This is a genomic window from Pseudomonas sp. S8 (genome assembly GCF_050473925.1).
Taxonomy (GTDB): Bacteria; Pseudomonadota; Gammaproteobacteria; order Pseudomonadales; family Pseudomonadaceae; genus Aquipseudomonas; species Aquipseudomonas parakoreensis.
In genome coordinates this window covers 3,596,003-3,617,993 of record NZ_JBFDVZ010000016.1, presented here as the reverse complement: position 1 = coordinate 3,617,993, position 21,991 = coordinate 3,596,003, and the positions used below count along the sequence as shown (strand labels likewise).

21 protein-coding genes and 1 pseudogene are annotated in these 21,991 nt (G+C 61.2%); 15 read left to right on the top strand and 7 right to left on the bottom strand.

Annotated elements, in window-relative coordinates; all coding sequences use genetic code 11:
• Nucleotides 1-235: 235 nt before the first annotated feature.
• The 5 genes and pseudogenes from accC to gcbA all read right to left on the bottom strand — a co-directional run bounded on the left by accC (nt 236) and on the right by gcbA (nt 6,491).
• Nucleotides 236-1,594: an acetyl-CoA carboxylase biotin carboxylase subunit gene (gene accC / locus AB1J88_RS17520; protein ID WP_041068145.1), complete on the bottom strand. Its 1,359-nt coding sequence runs from the start codon at nt 1,592-1,594 to the stop codon at nt 236-238.
• A gap of 17 nt (nt 1,595-1,611) precedes the next feature.
• A complete protein-coding gene (accB, locus tag AB1J88_RS17515; RefSeq protein WP_430291583.1) occupies nt 1,612-2,079 on the bottom strand; it encodes an acetyl-CoA carboxylase biotin carboxyl carrier protein in 468 nt (155 codons plus the stop codon).
• 48 nt (nt 2,080-2,127) lie between these two features.
• Nucleotides 2,128-2,580 (bottom strand): type II 3-dehydroquinate dehydratase, encoded by a 453-nt coding sequence (aroQ, locus tag AB1J88_RS17510; RefSeq protein ID WP_007914604.1) that lies wholly within the window; start codon nt 2,578-2,580, stop codon nt 2,128-2,130.
• A 242-nt stretch (nt 2,581-2,822) separates the two neighbouring features.
• A pseudogene (locus tag AB1J88_RS17505) lies at nt 2,823-3,329 on the bottom strand (methyl-accepting chemotaxis protein); the annotation flags it as partial.
• A gap of 1,491 nt (nt 3,330-4,820) precedes the next feature.
• Nucleotides 4,821-6,491, bottom strand: coding sequence for a diguanylate cyclase GcbA (gene gcbA / locus AB1J88_RS17500; RefSeq protein WP_430291581.1), 1,671 nt, complete (start codon nt 6,489-6,491; stop codon nt 4,821-4,823).
• A 322-nt stretch (nt 6,492-6,813) separates the two neighbouring features.
• Between gcbA and AB1J88_RS17495 the strand changes: the two genes are divergently transcribed.
• From AB1J88_RS17495 to AB1J88_RS17445, 11 genes are all read left to right on the top strand, one after another.
• The gene (locus AB1J88_RS17495) at nt 6,814-7,962 is read left to right on the top strand and encodes a DUF2515 family protein (protein WP_430291580.1); all 1,149 of its coding nucleotides are present in this window, start codon (nt 6,814-6,816) and stop codon (nt 7,960-7,962) included.
• A gap of 109 nt (nt 7,963-8,071) precedes the next feature.
• The gene (locus AB1J88_RS17490) at nt 8,072-8,680 is read left to right on the top strand and encodes a hypothetical protein (RefSeq protein WP_313902814.1); all 609 of its coding nucleotides are present in this window, start codon (nt 8,072-8,074) and stop codon (nt 8,678-8,680) included.
• A complete protein-coding gene (locus tag AB1J88_RS17485; protein ID WP_430291579.1) occupies nt 8,659-9,165 on the top strand; it encodes an Hcp family type VI secretion system effector in 507 nt (168 codons plus the stop codon). The genes AB1J88_RS17490 and AB1J88_RS17485 overlap by 22 nt, the downstream gene beginning before the upstream one ends.
• Nucleotides 9,162-9,638: a hypothetical protein gene (locus tag AB1J88_RS17480; protein WP_222016758.1), complete on the top strand. Its 477-nt coding sequence runs from the start codon at nt 9,162-9,164 to the stop codon at nt 9,636-9,638. Before AB1J88_RS17485 ends, AB1J88_RS17480 begins: the two co-directional genes overlap by 4 nt.
• 137 nt (nt 9,639-9,775) lie before the next feature.
• On the top strand, nt 9,776-10,843 hold the full coding sequence (locus AB1J88_RS17475; RefSeq protein WP_007963034.1) for a DUF2333 family protein: 1,068 nt from the start codon (nt 9,776-9,778) through the stop codon (nt 10,841-10,843).
• Between the two features lie 3 nt (nt 10,844-10,846).
• Nucleotides 10,847-11,404, top strand: coding sequence for an NUDIX hydrolase (locus tag AB1J88_RS17470; protein WP_430291578.1), 558 nt, complete (start codon nt 10,847-10,849; stop codon nt 11,402-11,404).
• Between the two features lie 316 nt (nt 11,405-11,720).
• On the top strand, nt 11,721-12,092 hold the full coding sequence (locus AB1J88_RS17465) for a translation initiation factor Sui1 (RefSeq protein ID WP_041068080.1): 372 nt from the start codon (nt 11,721-11,723) through the stop codon (nt 12,090-12,092).
• 219 nt (nt 12,093-12,311) lie between these two features.
• Entirely contained in the window at nt 12,312-14,225 is a 1,914-nt protein-coding gene (gene speA, locus AB1J88_RS17460; protein ID WP_007963030.1) for an arginine decarboxylase, read from the top strand.
• A gap of 231 nt (nt 14,226-14,456) precedes the next feature.
• Entirely contained in the window at nt 14,457-15,794 is a 1,338-nt protein-coding gene (locus AB1J88_RS17455; protein ID WP_430291577.1) for a type VI secretion system Vgr family protein, read from the top strand.
• Nucleotides 15,791-16,585, top strand: a complete 795-nt coding sequence (locus tag AB1J88_RS17450; RefSeq protein WP_430291576.1) for a DUF4123 domain-containing protein — start codon at nt 15,791-15,793, stop codon at nt 16,583-16,585. Before AB1J88_RS17455 ends, AB1J88_RS17450 begins: the two co-directional genes overlap by 4 nt.
• Before the next feature lie 12 nt (nt 16,586-16,597).
• Nucleotides 16,598-17,473 (top strand): alpha/beta hydrolase, encoded by an 876-nt coding sequence (locus AB1J88_RS17445; protein WP_430291574.1) that lies wholly within the window; start codon nt 16,598-16,600, stop codon nt 17,471-17,473.
• Here AB1J88_RS17445 and AB1J88_RS17440 read toward each other — a convergent pair.
• Both AB1J88_RS17440 and AB1J88_RS17435 read right to left on the bottom strand, forming a co-directional pair.
• Nucleotides 17,467-18,816, bottom strand: a complete 1,350-nt coding sequence (locus tag AB1J88_RS17440) for an MATE family efflux transporter (protein ID WP_430291573.1) — start codon at nt 18,814-18,816, stop codon at nt 17,467-17,469. The genes AB1J88_RS17445 and AB1J88_RS17440 overlap by 7 nt on opposite strands.
• A gap of 152 nt (nt 18,817-18,968) precedes the next feature.
• Nucleotides 18,969-19,262 carry a hypothetical protein gene (locus AB1J88_RS17435; RefSeq protein ID WP_007963021.1) on the bottom strand — a complete coding sequence of 98 codons (294 nt, stop codon included), beginning with the start codon at nt 19,260-19,262 and terminating at the stop codon, nt 18,969-18,971.
• Nucleotides 19,263-19,501: 239 nt separating this feature from the next.
• Here AB1J88_RS17435 and AB1J88_RS17430 point away from each other — a divergent pair, with 239 nt between their 5' ends.
• From AB1J88_RS17430 to AB1J88_RS17415, 4 genes are read left to right on the top strand one after another with little or no spacing between them, the layout of a single operon-like run.
• Nucleotides 19,502-19,804 carry a MazG-like family protein gene (locus AB1J88_RS17430; RefSeq protein ID WP_007951009.1) on the top strand — a complete coding sequence of 101 codons (303 nt, stop codon included), beginning with the start codon at nt 19,502-19,504 and terminating at the stop codon, nt 19,802-19,804.
• Complete coding sequence (locus AB1J88_RS17425; RefSeq protein ID WP_430291571.1) at nt 19,804-20,553, top strand: methyltransferase; 750 nt, start codon at nt 19,804-19,806, stop codon at nt 20,551-20,553. The genes AB1J88_RS17430 and AB1J88_RS17425 overlap by 1 nt, the downstream gene beginning before the upstream one ends.
• Before the next feature lie 12 nt (nt 20,554-20,565).
• Nucleotides 20,566-21,177, top strand: coding sequence for a DUF4136 domain-containing protein (locus AB1J88_RS17420; protein ID WP_041068055.1), 612 nt, complete (start codon nt 20,566-20,568; stop codon nt 21,175-21,177).
• A 51-nt stretch (nt 21,178-21,228) separates the two neighbouring features.
• Nucleotides 21,229-21,786, top strand: a complete 558-nt coding sequence (locus tag AB1J88_RS17415) for a DUF4136 domain-containing protein (RefSeq protein ID WP_007963018.1) — start codon at nt 21,229-21,231, stop codon at nt 21,784-21,786.
• The last annotated feature ends 205 nt before the right edge of the window (nt 21,787-21,991 follow it).

Here is a 21,991-nt window from a genome sequence, read left to right as displayed (position 1 = left end):
GGGCACCTTTGAAAAAATATGATTGCAGCCTAGCGGCCAGCGAGAAGCGCGCAAGTTTACGCGAGCGCGCCAAAGAAGACGAACTTGGTTGAAAAGCAAAAGATCGCAGCCTTCGGCAGCTCCTACATTTCGAATGCATTCTCCTGTAGGAGCTGCCGAAGGCTGCGATCTTTTGACTTTGCTGCAGAAACAACAAAGCCGCCCGAAGGCGGCCTTGTCTGGTGCGGGCTGAAGCTTAGTGCTTGTCGCCAGCCAGCTTGTGCTCGAGGTAGTGAATGTTCACGCCCCCTTTGCAGAAGCCTTCGTCGCGGGTCAGATCACGGTGCAGCGGGATGTTGGTCTTGATCCCGTCCACCACGATTTCGTCCAGGGCATTGCGCATGCGCGCCATGGCTTCGTCGCGGGTGGCGCCGTAAGTGATCAGCTTGCCGATCAGCGAGTCGTAGTTCGGCGGAACCGCATAACCGCTGTACAGGTGCGAATCGACGCGAACGCCGTTGCCGCCTGGAGCGTGGAAATGCTTGACCGTGCCCGGGCTCGGCATGAAGGTTTTCGGGTCTTCAGCGTTGATCCGGCACTCCAGCGAGTGACCGCGGATCACCACGTCATCCTGAGTGAACGACAGCTTGTTGCCAGCGGCGATGCTGAGCATCTCCTTGACGATGTCGATACCGGTGACCATTTCCGAAACCGGATGCTCCACCTGAACACGGGTGTTCATTTCGATGAAGTAGAAACGACCGTTCTCGTACAGGAACTCGAACGTGCCGGCGCCACGGTAGCCGATGTCGATGCACGCCTTGACGCAGCGCGCCAGCACTTCCTGACGTGCCTGCTCGTCGATGCCGGGTGCCGGTGCTTCTTCAAGCACCTTCTGGTGACGACGTTGCAGCGAGCAATCGCGGTCGCCCAGATGGATGGCGTGACCCTGGCCGTCGGACAGCACCTGAACTTCGACGTGACGCGGGTTGGTCAGGAATTTTTCCAGATAGACCATCGGGTTGCCGAACGCTGCGCCAGCTTCGGAGCGGGTCAGTTTCGCCGAGGCGATCAGGTCTTCTTCCTTGTGCACCACGCGCATGCCGCGACCACCGCCGCCGCCAGCGGCCTTGATGATCACCGGGTAGCCGACTTCACGACCGATGCGCAGCGCCGTTTCTTCGTCTTCCGGCAGCGGGCCGTCGGAACCTGGAACGGTCGGCACGCCGGCTTCGATCATCGCGTGCTTGGCCGACACCTTGTCGCCCATCAGACGAATGGTTTCGGCTTTCGGGCCGATGAAGGCGAAGCCGGAGTTCTCGACCTGTTCGGCGAAATCGGCGTTTTCCGCGAGGAAACCGTAGCCTGGGTGAATGGCGGTGGCGCCAGTCACTTCAGCGGCAGCGATGATGGCCGGGATGTGCAGGTAGGACTGAGCGGCAGAAGCCGGGCCGATGCAGACGGACTCGTCTGCCAGACCCAGGTGCATCAGCTCTTTGTCGGCCTTGGAGTAAACGGCGACGGTCTTGATGCCCATCTCTTTGCAGGCACGCAGAATCCGCAGGGCGATCTCACCGCGGTTAGCGATCAGAACTTTTTCCAACTTCGCAGTCATCAAAGGCTCTCCGCAGTTCAAACGATGGTGAACAGCGGTTGGTCGTACTCAACCGGCTGGCCGTCTTCGACGAGGATGGATTCGATCACACCGCTGGTTTCAGCTTCGATGTGGTTCATCATCTTCATGGCTTCGACGATGCACAGGGTGTCGCCTTTCTTCACGGTCTGGCCGACTTCAACGAAGGCTGGCGAGGTTGGCGAAGATTTACGGTAGAAGGTGCCTACCATTGGCGAGCGGGCCACGGTGCCGTTCAGTGCAGGAGCAGCAGCGGCAGCGGCAGCCGGAGCGGCAGCAGCCACTGGAGCAGCGGCGGCAGGCGCAGCGGCCGGAGCCTGCATCGGCGCCGGAGCGTAGTACTGCTGAGCCGGGGTCTTGCTGTGACGGCTGATGCGTACGGACTCTTCGCCTTCCTTGATCTCGAGCTCGTCGATGCCGGACTCTTCCAGCAATTCGATCAGTTTCTTAACTTTACGGATATCCATGAATCATCAACTCCCAAGGGTCGGTCAGGGGCGTTTAACGCTTGTGGTTCAAGTCGTTGCCTGTGTTTCAAGCTGCTCTAGTGCGGCCTCCAGGGCCAGTCGGTAACCGCTGGCGCCAAGGCCGCAGATCACTCCCACCGCTACATCGGAGAAGTAAGAGTGATGGCGGAAAGGTTCGCGCTTGTGCACGTTGGACAAATGCACTTCGATGAATGGGATGCTCACTCCCAGCAGCGCGTCACGTAATGCGACACTTGTGTGCGTAAAAGCTGCTGGGTTGATCAGAATGAAATCCACACCTTCACCGCGAGCGGCGTGGATGCGGTCGATCAATTCGTACTCGGCGTTGCTTTGCAGATACAGCAGATGATGGCCGGCTTCACGGGCGCGGCGCTCCAGATCCTGATTGATCTGCGCCAGGGTCGTTGAACCGTAAGTGCCGGGTTCGCGGGTGCCGAGCAGGTTCAGGTTGGGGCCGTGCAGCACCAGTAGCGTTGCCATCTGCATGTTCCTTGTTATGAATGAGCAGTCGTCAGAACCCGGCGACTATGCCGCAAAGGCTTTGTGACTGTCCAGTTCTCTGCAATAGCCAGCACGATGACCGATGTTTGCGCGAAATTTGTGACTGAGTGATTTGATCCGGTCATTCGCTCTGTAGGAGCTGCCGAAGGCTGCGATCTTTTGATCTTGTTTCTAAAAAATCAAAAGATCGCAGCCTTCGGCAGCTCCTACAGGGATCGTGATCAGACGCGGAAGGCCTGTACGGCGGTATGCAGTTGCCCGCCCAATAGCAGCAGGTTCTCGCCTTGTTCTCGACCTTCGCCGATGCGCAGCAGGTTATCGCCGCCCAATTGATGGATCCGCTCGCTGTGATCACGGATTTCGCTGACCGCGCCGCTCTGCTGAGCGGTGATCTCGGCGATGCGGATCGCCGTGTCGGAAATGGTCTGGATCGCGCCGACGATTTTATCCAGCGCGCCGTCCGCCGCTTGTGCCTGGTTGGCCGTGGCTTCGGCGTGTTCGACCTGCGCGCGCATGCCTTCGACCGATTGTCGGGCGGCGGCTTGCAGGCCGGCGATCAGCGTCTGGATTTCCGCCGTCGCGCCGGCCGTGCGTTGTGCCAGTGAGCGCACTTCCTCGGCCACCACTGCAAAGCCACGGCCCATTTCCCCGGCCCGCGCCGCTTCGATGGCCGCGTTCAGGGCCAGCAGGTTGGTCTGGTCGGCGATCGAACGGATCACCGTCAACACGCCGCCGATGGTCGCCGACTCTTCGGCCAGGTGCTCGATCATCTGCGCGTTACCCTGGACTTCGCCGACCAGCGCGTGCAGGCCGGTGAGGCTCTGGCCGATCACGGTTTGTCCGTGTTCGACGGCCAGCCCGGCATGGCGGCTGGCATCGGCGGCCTGCCGCGCATCGCCAGCGACCTGCTGAATGGTGGCTTCCAGTTCGCCCAGTGAATCGCGGATCAGCGCAGTGTCGCCGGCCTGATGTTCGGCACCGGTGTGCAGGTCATTGCTCAGTTCGGCCAGGGTACGGCTGCTGTCGGCGACCTGTTCGGCGTTGCCGCGAATCGTCCCGACCAGATCCACCAGATACGCGCGCAAGCGGTTGAGCGAAGCTTCAATGTCATGCAGTTCGCGGTTGGTTTTGCCCAACTGAATGTCGCGACTGAAATCGCCTTCGGCCCAGGTCGACAGCGCCGGGGCAAGGTTGGTCAGGGTGCGCGCCAGGCGCCGCTGCAAGGTGTCGATCAGCAGCGCGATCAGCAGAATCAGGCCGATCATCACGCCCTGCATCAGGCGCACTTCGCCCTGAATCTGTCCGTGCTGGGCGCGCACCACCGGCTCAAGTCCAGCGATGGCCTGTTGCACGGCGGCGATTTTCAGGTGAGTCGCGGTGCTCAGTTCGGTGCGTTTCTGGATCTGCTCGCGGGTGCGTGCCAGTTCCGCCGGGTAGCGGCCGAGCAGGCTGTTCAATTCACGCTTGAGGCCGATGCCGGCGTCTTCGGCGGCGGATTTTTCGGTGCTTTCGATGCCCATCATCGCGGCGAAATCATCGCTGCCGGATTCATTCCTGGCGACCACACCGAGCAGCGGCAGGGCGTCGATGGCCTGAGCCTGGGTGCGGATATTGTCGACTTCGCGCTCGACGTCGGCGGCGAGTTCACTGCGGCCGCTGCTGACCAGTTTGTCGCGGGCCAGCGACAGCTTGCCCAGGTGCTGCGAGGCGATGAGCAGCGGTGTCAGATACGTCGCGTTGCCATTGGCGTAGGTGCTGAGTTGATCGAGACTGGCGCTCAGTTCGCGTTCGGCCTGCAACAGCAACGCCTGCGGATCACCGGCCAGTTTGCCGGCCGCGAGCAGGTCGGTTTTGCTGAAGTCTTCCAGGCTCGACAGGCTTGGCCGCAGGGTCTCGGCCAGTGCCGGCGGCAGTTCGCCGAGTTCCTTCTGCAGGCCGTCGATGGCTTGGCTGGCGCTGCTCAGGCGCAGGGCGTCGCCGCTGGCGAGGTAGTCCTCGACATTGCGTGCCACGTCATTCTGAAATTGCTGCGACAGGCCGAGGTAGCGCTCCATCAACAGATACGGACGCTCCAAGGCTTTTTGCGACCACCACAGCGTCGCGCCGAGCGCCACGCAGACGGCGACCAGCAGCAGGGTGTTGAGATTGGTGAGCAACTTCAGGCGCATGACGGCTACCAACGGCAGAAATGGTAAGCGCCTGAATTTATTGCGGTTCTGTTACAGGGTTATGACCGAATCAGTGGATTCCGATGAAAAGGTGGCACTTTGCTTTGAGTCGCGCGCGGTCTGCACTCGATTGCGTCCGGCACCCTTGGCGCGGTACAGCGCTTCGTCGGCCTGGCTGGCCATCATCAGGCTGTCGGAGTCTTCGTGCATTTCCACCACGCCGGCGCTGAAGGTGCACCACAAATCCTGCGGCTGCGCCGGATAGTGGATTTCGGCAAAGCGCTGGCGGATCTCGTCGAGCACTTTGTGCGCGGCTTCTATATCCGTGTCGGGCATGACAATGGCGAACTCTTCGCCGCCGTAACGGCCGATGAAGTCGGTCTTGCGCAAGCGTTGCTTGAGGAACAGCGCCAGGCTCTTGATCACTCGGTCGCCCATCGGGTGACCGTGGCTGTCGTTGACCCGTTTGAAGTGGTCGATGTCGAGCATGGCAAAGCTCAGCGGCTTGTTCTCGCGCCGGGCGCGGAACGAGCAGTCTTCGAGCAATTGCAGGATGTGCGTGTGGTTGTACAGGCCGGTGAGGCTGTCGCGGACCATGCGTGCCTTGAGATTGCGCGCACGGGCGGCGCGGTTGCGCACCGTCGTAATCAGATGTCGCGGCTTGATCGGCTTGGTCAGGAAGTCGTCGCCGCCCTCGCTCATCGCGTCGAGCTGCTTGTCCAGATCGTCCTCGGCGGACAAATAGATGATCGGCACGCTGACGTAGCGGTCGTTGTGGCGAATCACCTTGGCCAGTTCAGTGCCGGTGCAGGCCGGCATGTACATGTCGAGGATGATCAGGTCCGGCTGGAAATCCGCCAGTTCGGCCATCGCCTGGATCGGTTCGATCAGGGTACGCGTGACGATTCCGGCGCTGTTGAGCAGGCGCTCGGTGTGCAAGGCCTGGGCGCGGGAGTCGTCGATGATCAGCACTTTATAAGGTTCGTACTGGGCGACGCAGGTCAGGACTTCGATCTTCTCCAGCAGGCTCGACGCTTCGAGGGTGCCGGTGAGAAATTCCTGGCCGCCAGCGCGCACGGCGGCGAGACGGGTCGGGGTGTCGGTTTCATGCAGGCTGAAAAACAGCAGCGGCAGTGGCTCTTCCAGACCTGTCTGGGCTTCGGCGGCCAGTTGCAGGCCGACACCGGCGCCGCTGAAGTCCACGTCCATGACGATTGCCGCCGGCAAGCGCTCGACCATCGAGGAGCGAAATGCAGCGACACTGTCCAGCGCCTGTGCGGTCAGTCCGAAGAATTCCAGCTGCTTGGCCAGGCGTTCGGCGCGGTCGTGATCCTGCAGCATCACGTAGATCGGTTTGCGCAGCGGCGGCAGGAAGGTCTGGTCGAGTTGATCGCCATGGCGCAGACCGGTGCGAGACAGGCGCTGCATCAAGCGATTGAGGTCGGTAATCAGGCCACTGCTCAAGCGCCCGCGATTGGCATCCACGGCCTCCAGCGACTGGCTGATGTGATGAGCCAGTTGCGTGTGCTCGGGCTGCTCGAAGCGCTCGGCAAAGCGCAGCAGGCGCAAGTTCGCTTCGCTCAGTTCGGCGAGGTCGGCAGTGGACCACTCACTGCGTTGCAGGCGCTGCCATATCTCAAGAATCTGACGTGCCTGATGAATTACCCGCTGGGCAAAGTGGTGCTTGAGGCGCTCACGGCTGGGGTCTTCTGGCTCGGTCATATCCTGACTACTAGTTAGGGCGCATGCTGAGATCGACTGGTGGCTCTATGCTAGCACCTCTTTTCCCTTATATGAGTGTCGTGCGTCAATAATCTGCGGTGCTGCACAATTCAGTTTCTGACCGAGCGGTTTTGTTTTTGACTTGCTCGTCGGTCAAACCCCCGTATTACGGGCTCTTTGGGGTTTTTCCTGTCGTTCGCGAAGGAGTGTCCCACCGCTTTGAAGTCATTGTCTTTCAGAGTCTTCTGATTTTTCTTCGACCCCTTTCACAGGGATTACGGACGGGTAGGGTTAAGGGATTCCCTTAGATGCCTTCGCCACCATGACCCAATGTTTCAACCCGCATCCCAGCGATGGATTACGCCTGAACCACACCACCGCGCCCGTCGCCGAGTGTGAGTGCAAGGAAGAGTGGCTGTACGGCGAAAAGATGCTGGTTACCGAGGTTCCGGTACTGATGTGTCAGTGCCTCTGGCGCGCCTGTCAGCAGGAGGCCGAGAAAGTTGTCGCGCCTGAGGGCGTTCTGATCGCCGACCCCGTTGCACGCAACCGGGCGATCAACGCCGCCTATGCCCGCTTGTGGCAACACGATCCGCGGTTCCAGTGGGCGGGTCTGGCGGCCTTCGCTTCCAAGCAGGTGGGTTGTGGGCTGCTCCATGCCGCGGACAGGATCGAACGTATTCGTGAAGAACATGAGGCGCGGCAGCGGGTGCGGGATGGTCGCAGCGAGTCCGGATTGCTGACTCCTGCAAAAATGCCTGAGCAAGCCGATGCGTTGCGCGAGTACGACGAAGCCCGGGCGCGCAATTCTGTGTCGTCGCTGGATTTCCGTGGCCCCGGTGACGCGTTGTCAGTGGCGCAGCAACAGTTCCGGCATGTGTACGAGATGATGGCGATGGGCAATACCACGCTGTTTCTGGATGTACATCCGTTGCACCGGTTTTATGCGGTGCGTGGGTTGGCGGAATTGAAGAAGTGTCTTGGTGAGCGGAAAAAAATATATGGGCACCCCACGTTTCCGGTGCTTTGGCCGGTGGGGCAGGAAACGCTTGAGTTTGGAAAGCGCTTTACAGAAATTCTGGATGCTTTTGAAGCGATCGAGGCAGGGAATATTGCCGAAAGTGTGGAGCATCTGGCTTGGCATGAGCAACGAAACATTCTTCAGCCAACCATCTACGAAAACCTTCATCTGGTGGCGCTGCTGCGGGGCAATCATTTTTCTTACGTAACGGATTTTCCCTCAGGCGTTGCCCAGGCCATCGAGTTGACCCTCACCAGTCAATGCCAGCGAGTCGATGATGGCCGCACCATCGGTTTCGATACTAATCCTCTAGCGGATTTATCCGATATCGATCAACGAATGGCGTTCGTGCTTCGGGCGGCGGCTCGTTTTGACCAGATGCTCAATAACGACGATAGACATGCGCTAGCACAATCCATCCATGAAATTGCCACCATGGAGGGGAGTTAACTTGCACTTCTTTCTGTTCAGCAGGCGTTGTTGGGGGGCGTTGGTGCTTTGTACTGTTTTAGCGATAGCCGCCGCACGTCTACTGACGCAGCCATTGTGGGATGACCCCGTGATTACCGTGAAAATGGGGGGAACATATGAATACATGGAAGCGCACTCGACAGCCGGATTCAAGGCGTGGGGTCGCGGCCGAGGCGGCGTTTCAGGTGGGATCCCGAAGACTGACGCCCGCCTGCGCTTTATTGATCCGCAGTACGGATTCGAAACACCTCTTGCGCGTTTTTTTACGCTGACTTTCGTTGGCAACCTGGTCATCGACATCCGCATGTCCCCGCAAATCGAGCCTTTACTCATCGACGATGCGATGAAAGTTGTAGTCGATCTGCAGGCACAGTGGTGTGCAAAGGGCTGGAAACCGATGGGTACGCGGCGCGATCCGACTATGGCGGATACCCCGCAGTGGCGTGCATACGTCCGACAAGGCGTGCTCTCGGGCACGTCCTATTGGCAGGCTGGCGACAAGTACCAGGCAATGCTGTCACTGGCACGATTTCGAGACTCCAGGCATCCGGATCAGGAGCGCTACCTCATCACCCTTGAGGTCGCCGAACCCTGGATACCTTTCGAAGAAATCGAAAAGCTCCCCGACGAACCCGACCATTTCCCCCCGCCCCAACCACAAAAAGGAGCAACCCCATGCCCAGCCCAGCCTTCATGACCATTCATGGCAGCCGTCAGGGGCTGATCAGTGCCGGGGCCTTCACCGAGGAGTCGGTGGGCAACATCTATCAGAAGGGACGTGAGGACAAAATCATGGTTCAGGCCCTGAGCCACGGCATTTTCCTTCCCAAGGGGCAGGGCGCGGGGCGGCGGATGCACAAGCCGCTGATCATCACCAAGGCACTCGACAAGGCATCGCCCCTGATCGAGGTGGCGATGTGTTCCGGTGAGCTGCTCAGCCAGTGTCGCGTGGAGTTCTATCGCACCTCCGCCCAGGGCGTGCAGGAGCACTTCTACACTATCGAACTGGAGGATGCGCTGATCGTCGGTGCCGAGGTGCTGATGCCGCATTGTCTGGATTCGGCGGTGTCGCACTTTACTCAACTGGAAAAAGTCCATTTCAGCTACCAGCGCATTTACTGGCGACACGAGGTGAGCCGCACGATGGGCTCCGACGAGTGGCAAGGCGAGGTGCAGGGATGAGGCTGGTTCATCATGCTGAGTTGACCAGCGCCGAGCGTCAGCATGTTTACCCGGTGGATCAGGCGCTGGAACGCGTCTGTCAGGTATTGCTGGAGCGCCGCCGGCTTGAAGGGCTCGATGAGCTGCGGGCCAGCTTGCTGATCAATCTGGACAGCGAAGTGCTGGGGCAGATCGAGTGTGGCGACTGGTTGTTGCTCAAGTCACAAGCCGAATTCGGCCAGTGGCCGGTTGCGGCGTCGGTCTTCGATCAGACTGTGCTCGAGATGATGAACAATCCCCCCGCGCAGCCCGTCCGAACCCCGCGAATTTTTCGTCTGGTCGACAGCATCACCGGTGAGCCACTGGCGCAGCAGCCTTACCTCGTAACGGTTGACGGCGTTGTCAGCCAGCGCAAGACCGACGCTGAGGGCATCGCCCATCTGTTCGCAGCTGACGCCGTCCGGCCGATTTCAATGAAAATTTTCAGCGTCTGAAGGGCGCGTCTATCCTTTCGCTCACCGACCGCGCGCGGTTTTTTGTTCCATGACCCGATCACGGGTGCCCGGCCTTGGCACGTTGTTGTATGGTTGTGGTCGAACCGTTGAACCCAAGTGATTGAAAGGATATCGCCATGCTGGACTGGAAGAACCGCGCGGGCAGCGCGCCTGAACGTGCCGCTGAACCGAAGTCGGCCACCCGCAGCTACGTGGGCGGGCTGCTGTTCAGCCGCGCGCTGGCCACGCTGATCGGCATTTATCTGCTGGTCACCATTGGCCTGGGCTGGTACTGGAGCCAGGAGCCCGCGCTGTTCCCGGTGGCACAAAATGCCCAGGCGGCTGCCGAGAAAGAAGGCAAGCAAATGGTGGTCGGCTACACCACGGTCGAAACCCTCAAGACCGTTGCCGGCACTCTGCTGAACAAGCCGGGTGGCTACATTTCCAACGACCGCTTCCCGCCAGGCCTGTGGATGGACAACACGCCGAGCTGGGAATACGGCGTGCTGGTGCAGGTGCGTGACCTGACCCGGGCCCTGCGTAAAGATTTCGCCCGTTCGCAGTCGCAGTCGGCCGAGGACGCTGATCTGGCCAAGGCCGAACCGCGTTTCAACTTCGACAACAAGAGCTGGATCCTGCCGTCGAGCGAATCGGAATATCAGGAAGGCATCAACTCCCTGAGCCGTTATCAGGCGCGTCTGTCTGATCCAACGCAGAAAAACGCCTTGTTCTACGCCCGCGCCGATAACCTGAACAACTGGCTGGGCGATGTCGGCACTCGCCTGGGTTCGCTGTCGCAACGTCTGTCCGCCAGTGTTGGCCGGGTGAAGCTCAACACCGCACTGAAAACCGAAGTGCCGGCGGTGGGCGAAGTGCCGCAGGTTGACGAGGAAGTGGTCGAGACTCCGTGGATGCAGATCGACAACGTGTTCTATGAAGCACGCGGTCAGGCCTGGGCGCTGTCGCACCTGCTGCGCGCCATCGAAGTGGACTTCGCCGATGTGCTGGCGAAGAAGAACGCCACGGTCAGTGTGCGCCAGATCATTCGTGAGCTGGAAGCCTCGCAGGAGCCGGTCTGGAGCCCGATGATTCTCAACGGCAGCGGTTTTGGCGTGCTGGCCAACCACTCGCTGGTCATGGCCAACTACATCTCTCGGGCCAACGCCGCCGTGATCGATCTGCGTCAACTGCTCAATCAGGGCTGAGTCATGGACGAGAGCGCCAAAGAGGCGGCCCATCGCGCCGCCTCCGATGCTGAACAGATCGCCTGGGTCGACGAGCAGGACAACCTGCTCGGCGCCTTGGTGCGGGCCGATCTGCGTGAGCGTGGGCTGATCGGTCGCGGCACTTACATCATGCTGTTCAACAGTGCCGGTGAGCTCTGCGTGCATCGACGCACCTTGAGCAAGGCGATCTATCCCGGTTACTGGGACGTGGCGGCCGGCGGCATGGTCCAGGCCGATGAGACCTATGCCGAATCGGCGGCCCGCGAGCTGGAAGAGGAATTGGGGGTGAGCGGGGTGGAACTGACCGCCCACGATCATTTCTTCTTCGAGGACACCGGCAATCGCCTGTGGTGCTCGGCGTTTTCCGCGGTGTGGGACGGCCCGCTGAAACTGCAGCCGGAAGAAGTGCTGGAAGCACGCTTCCTTCCGGTCGATCAGGTAATGCTGGAAATCGAGCAAAAGCCTTACTGCCCGGACTCTCTGGCCGCGTTGAAGCGCTATCTGAAGGCGCAGCAAAGCGACGTCGCAAAGAACACATAAATTGGCGCCGATTGGCTCTTAGCAATTGCGCTTTTTGCCGTTACACTGCGCGACCTTTTCAAGCTGCACCGAATGGTTTGATATGGGCCTGAACGATGACAGGCCTTTAGGAGCTGCCGAAGGCTGCGATCTTTTGATTTTTGAAGATCAGGATCAAAAGATCGCAGCCTCGTTGCACTCGACAGCTCCTACAGGTCGACGTCGAGCGGTTCAATTGTGTCGGTGCAGTAGCGCTGCCCCTGCCTGAGTGGGGCTTCGCGGTCGATGACCTTGCCCAAGGTCGCGATCAGTCTTTGTCCTCCCAAGAGGATTGCCGGTGGCCAAAAAAGCCGCATCCTTCGCCGCCCTGGGCGGCCTGGTATTTTCCACCGACGCAGGTCGTCATTGCCCGGAATGCAGCAAACCGGTGGACGCCTGTATCTGCAAACAAACCGTGATCCCGGCCGGGGACGGCATTGCCCGCGTGCGTCGCGAGAGCAAGGGCCGTGGCGGCAAGACGGTGACCACCATCACCGGCGTGCCACTGGCCGAAGACGCCCTCAAGGAGCTGGCGACAACGTTGAAGAAACGTTGCGGCACCGGTGGGGCGTTGAAGGACGGGGTCATCGAAATCCAGGGCGATCATGTCGAGCTACTCTTGGCAGAGCTGATCAAGCACGGTTTCAAAGCGAAGAAGTCCGGCGGCTAGCAGCCTCTGTGAAATCCATCTGCGGCTTGATCCGGCACTGAAGCAGTTCAGATCCGGCGTCGTCTCCATGGTTTTCACAGAGCCTGTTCATGAACGGTTTCTAAACTACACGCGGTCAGCGCGGTCTACCGCCGCGCTGACGAACCGTCATTTTCATTCTTTAGACTGCGCCGGCCTGCGATCAGGCGACGCACTATGACTTCTTTATAGGGGACTTCGATGTCCGTACGACGCACACGCAAAGACGATGGCAGCCAATGGACAGTTGCGGACAGCCGCAGTGTTTACGGGATTCGCCATTGGGGGGCCGGGTATTTCGCGATCAATGACGCCGGTCGCGTCGAAGTTCGTCCGAACGGCCCGAGCAGTTCGCCTATCGACCTGTTCGAACAAGTCGACCAACTGCGCAAGAGCGGCTTGTCCCTGCCGTTGCTGGTACGTTTCCCCGACATCCTGCAAGACCGTGTCCGTCAACTGACCGGTGCTTTCGACTCGAACATCGAGCGCCTGGAATACCAGAGCAAGTACACCGCGCTGTACCCGATCAAGGTCAACCAGCAGGAAGCGGTGATCGAGAACATCATCGCCACCCAGAACGTTTCCATCGGTCTGGAAGCCGGCTCCAAGCCCGAGCTGCTGGCGGTGTTGGCGCTGGCGCCGAAGGGCGGCACCATCGTCTGCAACGGTTACAAGGACCGCGAGTTCATCCGTCTGGCGCTGATGGGGCAGAAGCTCGGCCACAATGTGTTCATCGTCATCGAGAAAGAATCCGAAGTCGGCCTGGTGATCGAAGAAGCCGCCTCGCTCAAGGTCAAGCCACAGGTCGGCCTGCGCGTGCGCCTGTCGTCGCTGGCGTCGTCGAAGTGGGCGGACACTGGTGGCGAGAAATCCAAGTTCGGTCTGTCGGCGGCGCAACTGCTGTCGGTGGTCGAGCGCTTCCGCGCTGCCGGCCTCGATCAGGGCATTCGCCTGCTGCACTTCCACATGGGTTCGCAGATCGCCAACCTGGCTGACTACCAGCACGGTTTCAAGGAAGCGATCCGTTACTACGGCGAGCTGCGCAACCTTGGCCTGCCGGTCGATCACATCGACGTCGGCGGCGGTCTGGGTGTCGACTACGACGGCACTCACTCGCGCAACGCCAGTTCGATCAACTACGACATGGACGACTACGCCGGTGTCGTGGTCGGCATGCTCAAGGAGTTCTGCGACGCGCAGAGCCTGCCGCATCCGCACATCTTCTCCGAAAGCGGCCGCTCGCTGACCGCACACCACGCGATGCTGGTGGTGCAAGTGACCGACGTCGAGAAGCACAACGACGACGTGCCACAGATCGAAAACAAGGAAGCACTGCCGGAAACCGTGCAGTGGCTGGTTGACCTGCTCGGCCCGACCGACATCGAAATGGTCACCGAGACCTACTGGCGCGCGACGCACTACATGAGCGACGTGGCCTCGCAGTACGCCGACGGCAAACTGACCCTGGCTGAAAAAGCCCTGGCCGAGCAGTGCTACTTCGCGGTGTGCCGTCGCCTGCATAACTCGTTGAAAGCCCGTCAGCGTTCGCACCGTCAGGTGCTCGACGAACTCAACGACAAGCTGGCCGACAAGTACATCTGCAACTTCTCGGTGTTCCAGAGCCTGCCGGACACCTGGGCGATTGATCAGGTGCTGCCGATCATCCCGCTGCATCGTCTGGACGAAGAGCCGCTGCGTCGTGCCGTGCTGCAAGACCTGACCTGCGACTCCGACGGCAAAATCAACCAGTACGTCGACGAACAGAGTATCGAGACCAGCCTGCCGGTACATGGTCTGAACGAAGGTGAAGACTATCTGCTGGGGGTGTTCCTGGTCGGCGCCTATCAGGAAATTCTCGGCGACATGCACAACCTGTTCGGTGACACCGACTCGGTGAACATCTATCAAAACGCCGATGGCAGCGTGTACCACGCCGGTATCGAGACCCACGACACCATCGAAGACATGCTGCGCTACGTGCACTTGTCGCCGGAAGAACTGATGACCCACTACCGTGACAAGTGCGCCAGTGCCCGCATCAGTGCCAGCGAACGCACGCAGTTCCTCGATGCCTTGCGTCTGGGTCTGACCCGCTCCTCCTACCTGTCTTCCTGAGACAGATGCTGTTGCACCGGGTTGTCTGAAATTTCCACGAAAGCGGTGGAAAATTCGGATGATCCGGTGGGACATCTCCCAAATTTCCCGCGAAATAACTGCCTGCCACAGCCGGTGAAGTGATCCCGTCTGCTTTTCGCGTAGGTCATTTCCTAAGTTGTACTTCAGCTCTCTACTCGGCCATGTCTCTCGGCGAGAATCCCCGGCCGCCCCTCCTGTAGAGATCCGCCCATGTTCGAATCAGTCAACGAGCCGTTGTTTCGTCTCGATGTAACGGGGCTGCCCGACCCCTTCGAGGTGCTGGCCTTTACCGGCAGTGAGGGCATCAGCGAACCTTTTGCGTTTGACATCGACCTGTTGATCGATGACCCGCAACTGGACCTGGCCGGTCTGCTGTACCGCTCGGCGTTCCTGCATTTCGGCCCCAGACACAATGGCCTGAGCGGGCAATTGCAGAGCGTCGTGCAGCATGAGCACGCGGCGGGGGTGCGGTTGTGCCGAGTGACGCTGGGACCGAAGTTGAGTTGTCTGGCGCTGCGTTTCAGTCAGCGCATTTTCAGCAGCCAGTGTGTGCCGCAGATCCTCGCACAGGTCCTCAAGGAGCACGGTATCGCTGGCGCGCAACGGCGTTTTGATTTGCACGGCGAATACCCGGTACGCACGTTTTGCACCCAATACCGCGAGTCGGACCTGCAGTTCGTGCAGCGGCTGTGCGCGCAGGCGCGAATTGACTACTACTTCGAGCATCGGCCTGACGGGCACTGTCTGGTCTTCGTTGATGATCCCGCAAGGTTTCCGCTGGCTGGCGGGGCATCTGTGGACGATGACGCGAACTCGCCGAGCGTCCGGCGCTGGCAGATGCAAGTGGATGCCAGCGATGTGCAGGCGCGTTTGGCTCGGTCCGGTAAAGCCCACGGCCACAGCGATCTGCCAGCCTTGCGCAGTGCGCGGTGGCTGGCACTGAGCGAACATCCGTTTGCCGAGTGCAACCGCCGCTGGCTGCTGAACCGGATCGAGCATCGTGCTGATCCGGCCAGCGAACCGCCGTACAGCAACCGGATTCTTGCCTCGGCCGAGGCGCCTCTTGCCCCGCCGACGAGCCTTGCTACACCACCGCGCATGCACAGTCTGCAACGGGCCTGGGTGGTGACCGTCGCTGAGCCCCAGCCTGACGAATGGCGGTCAGTAGCGGTGCAGTTTGACTGGCTCTATCAGGGTGAAGGCGCTGCTGCCAGTCACTGCTGGCTGCCCCTTTCTGCGGCGTTGAGCGAGACGGCGCCGGCAGCGTTGGACGAGGGCGTCGAGGTGGTGGTGAGTTTTCTTGAGGGCGATCCGGATCAGCCGGTGATCAGTGGTGTGTTGCAGGAACCGGCCCTGATCGAAGACTACCCGGAGCCTCCGGTACTGCCGGACGTTCTGCCGAGCGCAGGTCTGGCGCGGTGGCTGATGTCCGCCGAACCGCTGTTGCTGTTGTGTCTGGTGCCCGGCGGTGGCAGTTATAACCACTGCACGGCGGCAATCTGCAGTTGCCGGCTGGTCGCGTCGCTGGGACAGGGCGGCGCCACTTGAGCGGCGCGCCATTCACCCCGCAGACACAGTGGCTGCTGCTCGATGGCGCCGATGCGCGGCAGGCGCTGACGACGTTGCGTCAGGGGTTCGCCGCAGTCCATTGCACGCGGCTGTTCGAGGGCACCGAATTTCAGGCGGTAAGCGAGCTCGGGCCGCTGCTGGTCGACCTGCACGAGTGCCCGGCACTGGCGGCGCTGTGTCACCGTGATCCGCAGACCTGGCGCGGTCTGCTGATCGCGAGCGATGCCTCGTTGCAGGTTCTTCTGAGTCACTTGCGACGAATGCTGACCGTCTCGTTCGGGCTCAATCATCGCGCCTTGCTCGGTTACTACAACCGGCAGACAGCCAGTTACTTCTTCGATGCCTGTGATGCCGCCGACCTGAGCCGCTGGCTCGGGCCGATCCAACTGCTGCGCTGGTTCGGTGGTACCTGGGCTGACCTCGCGATTGGCAGCGAGGGCTGGCAGCAACTGCGCAATCCGCAATGGGTGGTCGAGCCGCTGAGCGTCGACGAAAGCCTGACGCGGCGCCAGCGCGAACGCTTGCAAAACTGTCTGCTGGAACAACACATCTGGCGCTGGTGCCAATCCATGGGAACCGACTATGCGCGGATGGCCTCCCATGTGCAGGAGGGCCTGAGCCTGGGTTTCAGCGACCGCGCGGTGCTGGATGGCTGGTTATGGCTACGCTTGCAGCATCCCCGGGCGCAACTGCCGGACGTGCCGGACGGGCTGAGCCCGCAGGCACGGCTCGACCATGTGCGGCGGCACTGGCAGAACGATCAATCTTGAGGTGTGGCACCCATGACAAACCCGCTGTGGCAACGGTTTGGTTCAATTCTCGGCGGGTGCCTGCTGCTGATGCTGTCGGGGTGTTCGCCGGTCAAGGTGCTCAATGCGCTGACACCCGATGACACGTTCCAGCGAACGGCGGGCATTGCCTATGGCGACGATCCAAGGCAGAAGCTCGACGTCTACGTGCCACGCCAGCCACTGGAGGGCGCGCCGGTGGTGGTGTTTTTCTACGGTGGCAGCTGGAACAGCGGTGATCGCGGCGATTACGCCTTTGTCGGCGAGGCGCTGGCGTCGCGGGGGATCGTCGCGGTGCTGGCGGATTATCGGCTGTACCCGCAAGTGCGCTATCCGCTGTTTCTTGAAGACTCGGCACGGGCAGTGGCCTGGACCCGGGCGCATATCCGCGAGTTCTCCGGCAACCCGCAACGCCTGTTCCTGATGGGCCACAGTTCCGGGGCCTACAATGCGGCGATGCTGGCGCTCGACCCTGCGCTGCTCGGTGCGGTGGGCATGTCGTCGAAAGACCTCAGCGGCTGGATCGGCCTGGCCGGGCCGTACGATTTTCTGCCGATCAAGAATGCCGCTGTGCGCCCGGTATTCTTCTGGCCTGACTCACCGCCGCAATCGCAGCCGATCAACCATGTCCGGCAGGGTGAGCCTCCGGCGCTGCTGATCGCTGCGACCAAAGATAATCTGGTCAACCCGACGCGCAACACCGCCGGCCTGGCGCGCAAACTGCGCGAGGCCGGTGTGCCGGTGCAGGATCTGTACTATTCGCGCCCCAGTCATGTGACGCTGGTGGCGAGCCTGTCGCGGCCGCTTCGGCGCCTGGCGCCGGTGCTTGAGCAGGTCGTCGCGTTCGTCAAACACACGCCGGTTCAGTGAGCGGCGCCGCTGAACCAGCCGTCGTCGCGGCGCAGCCACAGGGCAAATACGCCGAGCGTCAGGCTGCGCAAGACCATGAACAGCAGGAACGTTATCCACAGCCCGTGATTGCCCAACCCTTGTAGCGCCCAGGCAAACGGCAGCAGCAGGGCGACGGTCAGCAGCATGCCATTGCGCATTTCCCGGGCGCGGGTGGCGCCGATGAACAGGCCGTCAAGCAAATAGCTCCAGACCGCAATCAGCGGCAACACCGCCAGATACGGCAGATAGATGAACGCGGTGTCGCGCACGCTCTGGATATCGGTCTGCATTTCGATGAACAAATGCCCGGCCAGCAGAAACAGCGCGGCAAATCCGAGGCTGGCCAACAACGACCAGCCGCCGGCCACCACCAATGAGCGGCGCAGGGCGAGGCGATCGCGGGCGCCGATGGCGTGCCCGCACAAGGCTTCGACCGCATGCGCCAGACCGTCCAGCGCATGGGCGGTCAGCAGCAGGCCGTTGAGCAGCAGGGCATTGGCCGCCACCGTGGCATCGCCCAAACGCGCGCCTTGCACGGTGATCAGGAAGAACACCGATTGCAGCGCCAGGCTGCGGATGAAAATGTCGCGGTTGACCGCCAGCAACGGGCGCCAGTTCTGCCACAACTTCAAGGCCGCCCAGGCGATGTGCCCGGGATAGGCGCGCAAGGCGCCACGGGTCAGCCACAGGCCAAGCAGGGCACCGCTCCACTCGGCGATCACCGAGGCCCGGGCCGAGCCGACCACGCCCCATTCCAGGCCAATCACGAACCACAGGTTCAGAGCGATGTTGATCAGGTTGGTGCTCAGCAGAATCGCCAGCGGCGCCCGGGCGTTCTGAGTGCCGAGGAACCAGCCGACCAGGGCGTAACTGGCCAGCGCTGCGGGCAGCCCGAATAACCGGGTGTGGAAGAATTCGCGGGTCAGTTGATCAAGCTCCGCCGACGGCTGCATGAAGTGCAGGGCCACACCGCTCAACGGCACGCCGAGCGTGCCGAGCACGATTGCCAGTCCCAGCGCCAGCAGCAAACCCTGCAACAGAATCTGCCGCAACGCCGCGCCATCGCTGCGCCCGGCGGCCTGGGCGGCAAACCCGGTGGTGCCCATGCGCAGAAAACCCATGGCCCAGGCGAGAAAGGTATAGAGGCTGGCGCCGACCGCCACCGCGCCCAACTGATGGGCGTGGGGCAGGTGGCCGATGACGGTGCTGTCGACCAGCGCCACCAGCGGTACGGAAATATTCGAAAGAATCATCGGCGCGGCGAGCGCCCAGACCTTGTGGTGAGTCGGACGGTCGCGCCAGTCGGCAATCAGGTTGGACATGCGGGCTCCTTGGGGGAGCGGGGATTGTAGCGATTCATGCGGCCTGCGATACAAACCAATGTGGGAGCGAGCCTGCTCGCGAAAACGGTGTGTCATTCAGAGCCGTTTTGGCTGATCTGACGCCTTCGCGAGCAGGCTCGCTCCCACGAGGACTAATGGATGATCCAGCTCAACAGCCACAACCCCAACAGCAACCAGATGATCCCGGCAATGATCGACGCATTCATGAACGCGCGAATCGCCGACCACAGCAGCATCAGGCCGACAATCAGCGCGAGGATGCTGATGATCGAGGTGTCCATGCCCAGTGTCTTGGCCAGGCCATCGACAAAATTGCCGCCAGCGTTGCTCAGTATGTTGAACAGGCCGCTGAGGCCATCGACGATGAAGCGGATGATCGAACCAAGTGCCTGGCCGAGCCATTCGAAAAAGCTTTCTACCTGCATGTGTGCATCCTGATGAAAGAGCTGAGCCTTGGGCCACAACGCGGGTGGCCGAGTTCCCTGACAGGAGTATGGCCCAATGCTGCGCCGAACGGAAAATCTGTAGGAGCTGCCGCAGGCTGCGATCTTTGACTGTTGATTTTCAGGGACAAGATCAAAAGATCGCAGCCTGCGGCAGCTCCTACATGGGCCTTGCCTTCAACGCGTATCCCCCCGAAGCTATACGCCTTCAGGAGAGCCCGATGAACCTTGTTGAACTGACCGAACGCCTGCACGCCATCCGCGACCGTAATGACTGGCGACAATTTCACAGCCCGAAAAACCTCGCCATGGCCGCCAGCGTGGAAATGTCCGAGCTGGTGGAGATTTTCCAGTGGCTGACCGAAGACCAGTCACGCCAGTTGCCGGCGGACAAACTGGCGCATGCCGGGCAGGAAGTCGGCGACATCGTCCTGTATCTGTTGCTGTTGTGCAGCGAGTTGGGGCTGGATATGAATGAAGTGGTGCGCAGCAAGCTCGCCGACAGCGAACGGCGGTTCAGCTGATGAGCGACCGGCATTTCGATCAGTTGGCGACCCGCTTCGCCGAAAAAATCTACGGCGGCGCCAAAGGCGCGATTCGCTTGGCGGTGTTGCAGGCCGACCTGGCCGAAGCGTTGCCGGACCGGCCGTTGCGCGTGCTGGACATCGGTGGCGGTCTGGGCCACATGTCGCTGTGGCTGGCCGAGCGTGGCCATCAAGTGACCTTCACCGAACCGGCCGAACCGATGCTCGAAGGGGCTCGTCAACGCTTCGCCGAAGCCGGGCAGAGCGCGACGTTCATTCAGGCGCCGTGGCAGGAGCTGCTCGGTCAGCTCACCGAACCCTACGATCTGGTGATCTGCCACGCCGTACTCGAATGGCTGGCCGAACCCCATGCGATCCTGCCGGTGCTGCATCAGCTGACCAGCCCCGGCGGCTGGCTGTCGCTGGCGTTCTACAACCGGGATGCGCTGATTTATCGCAACCTGCTCAAGGGCCATTTCAAGAAAATGCGCAAAAACACCATGGCCGGTGAAAAGCAAAGCCTGACCCCGCAGCAGCCGCTTGATCCGCGGGAGCTGGCAACGCAACTCGAAGGGTTGTGGCAGGTCGAAACCCAGAGCGGGATCCGGGTTTTCCACGACTACATGCCCGTGGAATTCCAGGCCCGCGCCGAACTCGTGGATTTGCTGGAGATGGAGCTCGCTTACCGTCGCCACCCAAGCTTCGCCGGGCTTGGGCGTTACTTGCACTGGATCTGCCGGCCGATCTGATCGGAGCACCGCATGAAAGCTCAATCCGGTTTATTGCTGATCTGCCTGGGGCTGGCCGCCTGCCAGGGCAGCAACCCGTACGTCGCGCAGTCACGGCCGTTGCCGCCGGCACCGCCGCAAGCGGCCAACACCTTCGATCGCAGTGCTTATCCGGCACCGCCACGCGATTACGGGCGCTATCGCAGTTGGGCCTGGCTCAACGGCCAGTTGCCGCCGGGCACGGCGTGGGCCGACTCGGCGCAAGTGGCCGAAGCGGTGAGCAATGCGCTGGATCAGCGCGGATTGCGGCCGTTGCACGACAACCGTCCGGCCGACCTGTTGGTCAGCGCCAACCTGCGTCTGGAAACCCGCTTGCGTCAGGTGCAGGACGACTACGGCTACTACGGCGGATACGGTGGCTATGATCGCTACGGACACGGTTACGGCATGTACAACAGCGTGCCGATTGTTCGCACCTATCAGGAGCAGGTCGTGGTGGTGCAGGTCAATCTGTTCGACGCCGGCACCGGGCAACCGGTGTGGAGCGCCAGCGCCGAGACGGCCAACCAGGGCAGCCAGCTGGTGCGCACCGATGCCATTCGCGAGGCTCTGGAAAAAGCCCTGTCGGCCTATCCGCCGAGCTAGACTTCATATGAGAACGCTTCGCAGGTTCAGGCCTTCAACCGGAGAAAAATCATGTTCCGCCGTCTCGCTTTATTGGCCATGGCCGCGCTGCTCAGTGCCTGCGCCGCCAATCAGGTCAACCATGACTTCGACGCCAGCCGCGACTTCGCCGCCTATCGCAGTTGGAGCTGGAAAGAACCCGCGCTGCAATATCGCCCGGATGATCCACGGATCAAAAGCGACCTGACCGAGCAACGCATCCGCCAGGCCGTCAGCGATCAGCTCGACCAGCGCGGTTTGCGTCCCGCCGCAGCGGGGGCCAAGGGTGACCTGAGTGTGCAGACCTACCTGATCGTCGAAGATCGCCAGCAGCAAGTGACCACCAACTACGGCGGCGGTTGGGGTGGCCCGTGGAACGGTTACTGGGGCGCGCCGATGTACAACGAAACCCGCAACATCACCTACAAGGTGGCAACGATCCAGATCGACCTGCTCGACGGCAAGGACGGCAAACTGGTGTGGCGTGGCAGCGACGAGCAGATGCTCAGCAGCACGCCCAATCCGCAGGATCGCAGCAACGCGGTACGCGAAACCGTCAGCCGGATATTGGCCAACTATCCACCGCGCTAGTGCGCTGTAAAAAAACGGGAGCCCAAGAGGCTCCCGTTTTTTTGCCCCGCCACAAATCCCCTGTGGGAGCGAGCTTGCTCGCGAGGACGGCGTGTCAGCCACCTCCATGTTGAATGACACCGCGCATTCGCGAGCAGGCGAGGTCTGCAGGGTTTTGTGCGGCATCAAATGGCGCGTTGCCACTAGCGCCGTCTACACTCAAACC

What these genes read in the sequence shown, in the direction of transcription:
- AB1J88_RS17435 (WP_007963021.1), bottom strand. Translation starts at nt 19,262, where the DNA reads ATGCAGGTAGAAAGCTTTTTCGAATGGCTCGGCCAGGCACTTGGTTCG.
- speA (WP_007963030.1), top strand. Translation starts at nt 12,312, where the DNA reads ATGTCCGTACGACGCACACGCAAAGACGATGGCAGCCAATGGACAGTT.
- AB1J88_RS17445 (WP_430291574.1), top strand. Translation starts at nt 16,598, where the DNA reads ATGACAAACCCGCTGTGGCAACGGTTTGGTTCAATTCTCGGCGGGTGC.
- AB1J88_RS17475 (WP_007963034.1), top strand. Translation starts at nt 9,776, where the DNA reads ATGCTGGACTGGAAGAACCGCGCGGGCAGCGCGCCTGAACGTGCCGCT.
- accC (WP_041068145.1), bottom strand. Translation starts at nt 1,594, where the DNA reads ATGACTGCGAAGTTGGAAAAAGTTCTGATCGCTAACCGCGGTGAGATC.
- AB1J88_RS17420 (WP_041068055.1), top strand. Translation starts at nt 20,566, where the DNA reads ATGAAAGCTCAATCCGGTTTATTGCTGATCTGCCTGGGGCTGGCCGCC.
- AB1J88_RS17455 (WP_430291577.1), top strand. Translation starts at nt 14,457, where the DNA reads ATGTTCGAATCAGTCAACGAGCCGTTGTTTCGTCTCGATGTAACGGGG.
- accB (WP_430291583.1), bottom strand. Translation starts at nt 2,079, where the DNA reads ATGGATATCCGTAAAGTTAAGAAACTGATCGAATTGCTGGAAGAGTCC.
- gcbA (WP_430291581.1), bottom strand. Translation starts at nt 6,491, where the DNA reads ATGACCGAGCCAGAAGACCCCAGCCGTGAGCGCCTCAAGCACCACTTT.
- AB1J88_RS17470 (WP_430291578.1), top strand. Translation starts at nt 10,847, where the DNA reads ATGGACGAGAGCGCCAAAGAGGCGGCCCATCGCGCCGCCTCCGATGCT.
- AB1J88_RS17425 (WP_430291571.1), top strand. Translation starts at nt 19,804, where the DNA reads ATGAGCGACCGGCATTTCGATCAGTTGGCGACCCGCTTCGCCGAAAAA.
- AB1J88_RS17430 (WP_007951009.1), top strand. Translation starts at nt 19,502, where the DNA reads ATGAACCTTGTTGAACTGACCGAACGCCTGCACGCCATCCGCGACCGT.
- aroQ (WP_007914604.1), bottom strand. Translation starts at nt 2,580, where the DNA reads ATGGCAACGCTACTGGTGCTGCACGGCCCCAACCTGAACCTGCTCGGC.
- AB1J88_RS17480 (WP_222016758.1), top strand. Translation starts at nt 9,162, where the DNA reads ATGAGGCTGGTTCATCATGCTGAGTTGACCAGCGCCGAGCGTCAGCAT.
- AB1J88_RS17415 (WP_007963018.1), top strand. Translation starts at nt 21,229, where the DNA reads ATGTTCCGCCGTCTCGCTTTATTGGCCATGGCCGCGCTGCTCAGTGCC.
- AB1J88_RS17495 (WP_430291580.1), top strand. Translation starts at nt 6,814, where the DNA reads ATGACCCAATGTTTCAACCCGCATCCCAGCGATGGATTACGCCTGAAC.
- AB1J88_RS17485 (WP_430291579.1), top strand. Translation starts at nt 8,659, where the DNA reads ATGCCCAGCCCAGCCTTCATGACCATTCATGGCAGCCGTCAGGGGCTG.
- AB1J88_RS17440 (WP_430291573.1), bottom strand. Translation starts at nt 18,816, where the DNA reads ATGTCCAACCTGATTGCCGACTGGCGCGACCGTCCGACTCACCACAAG.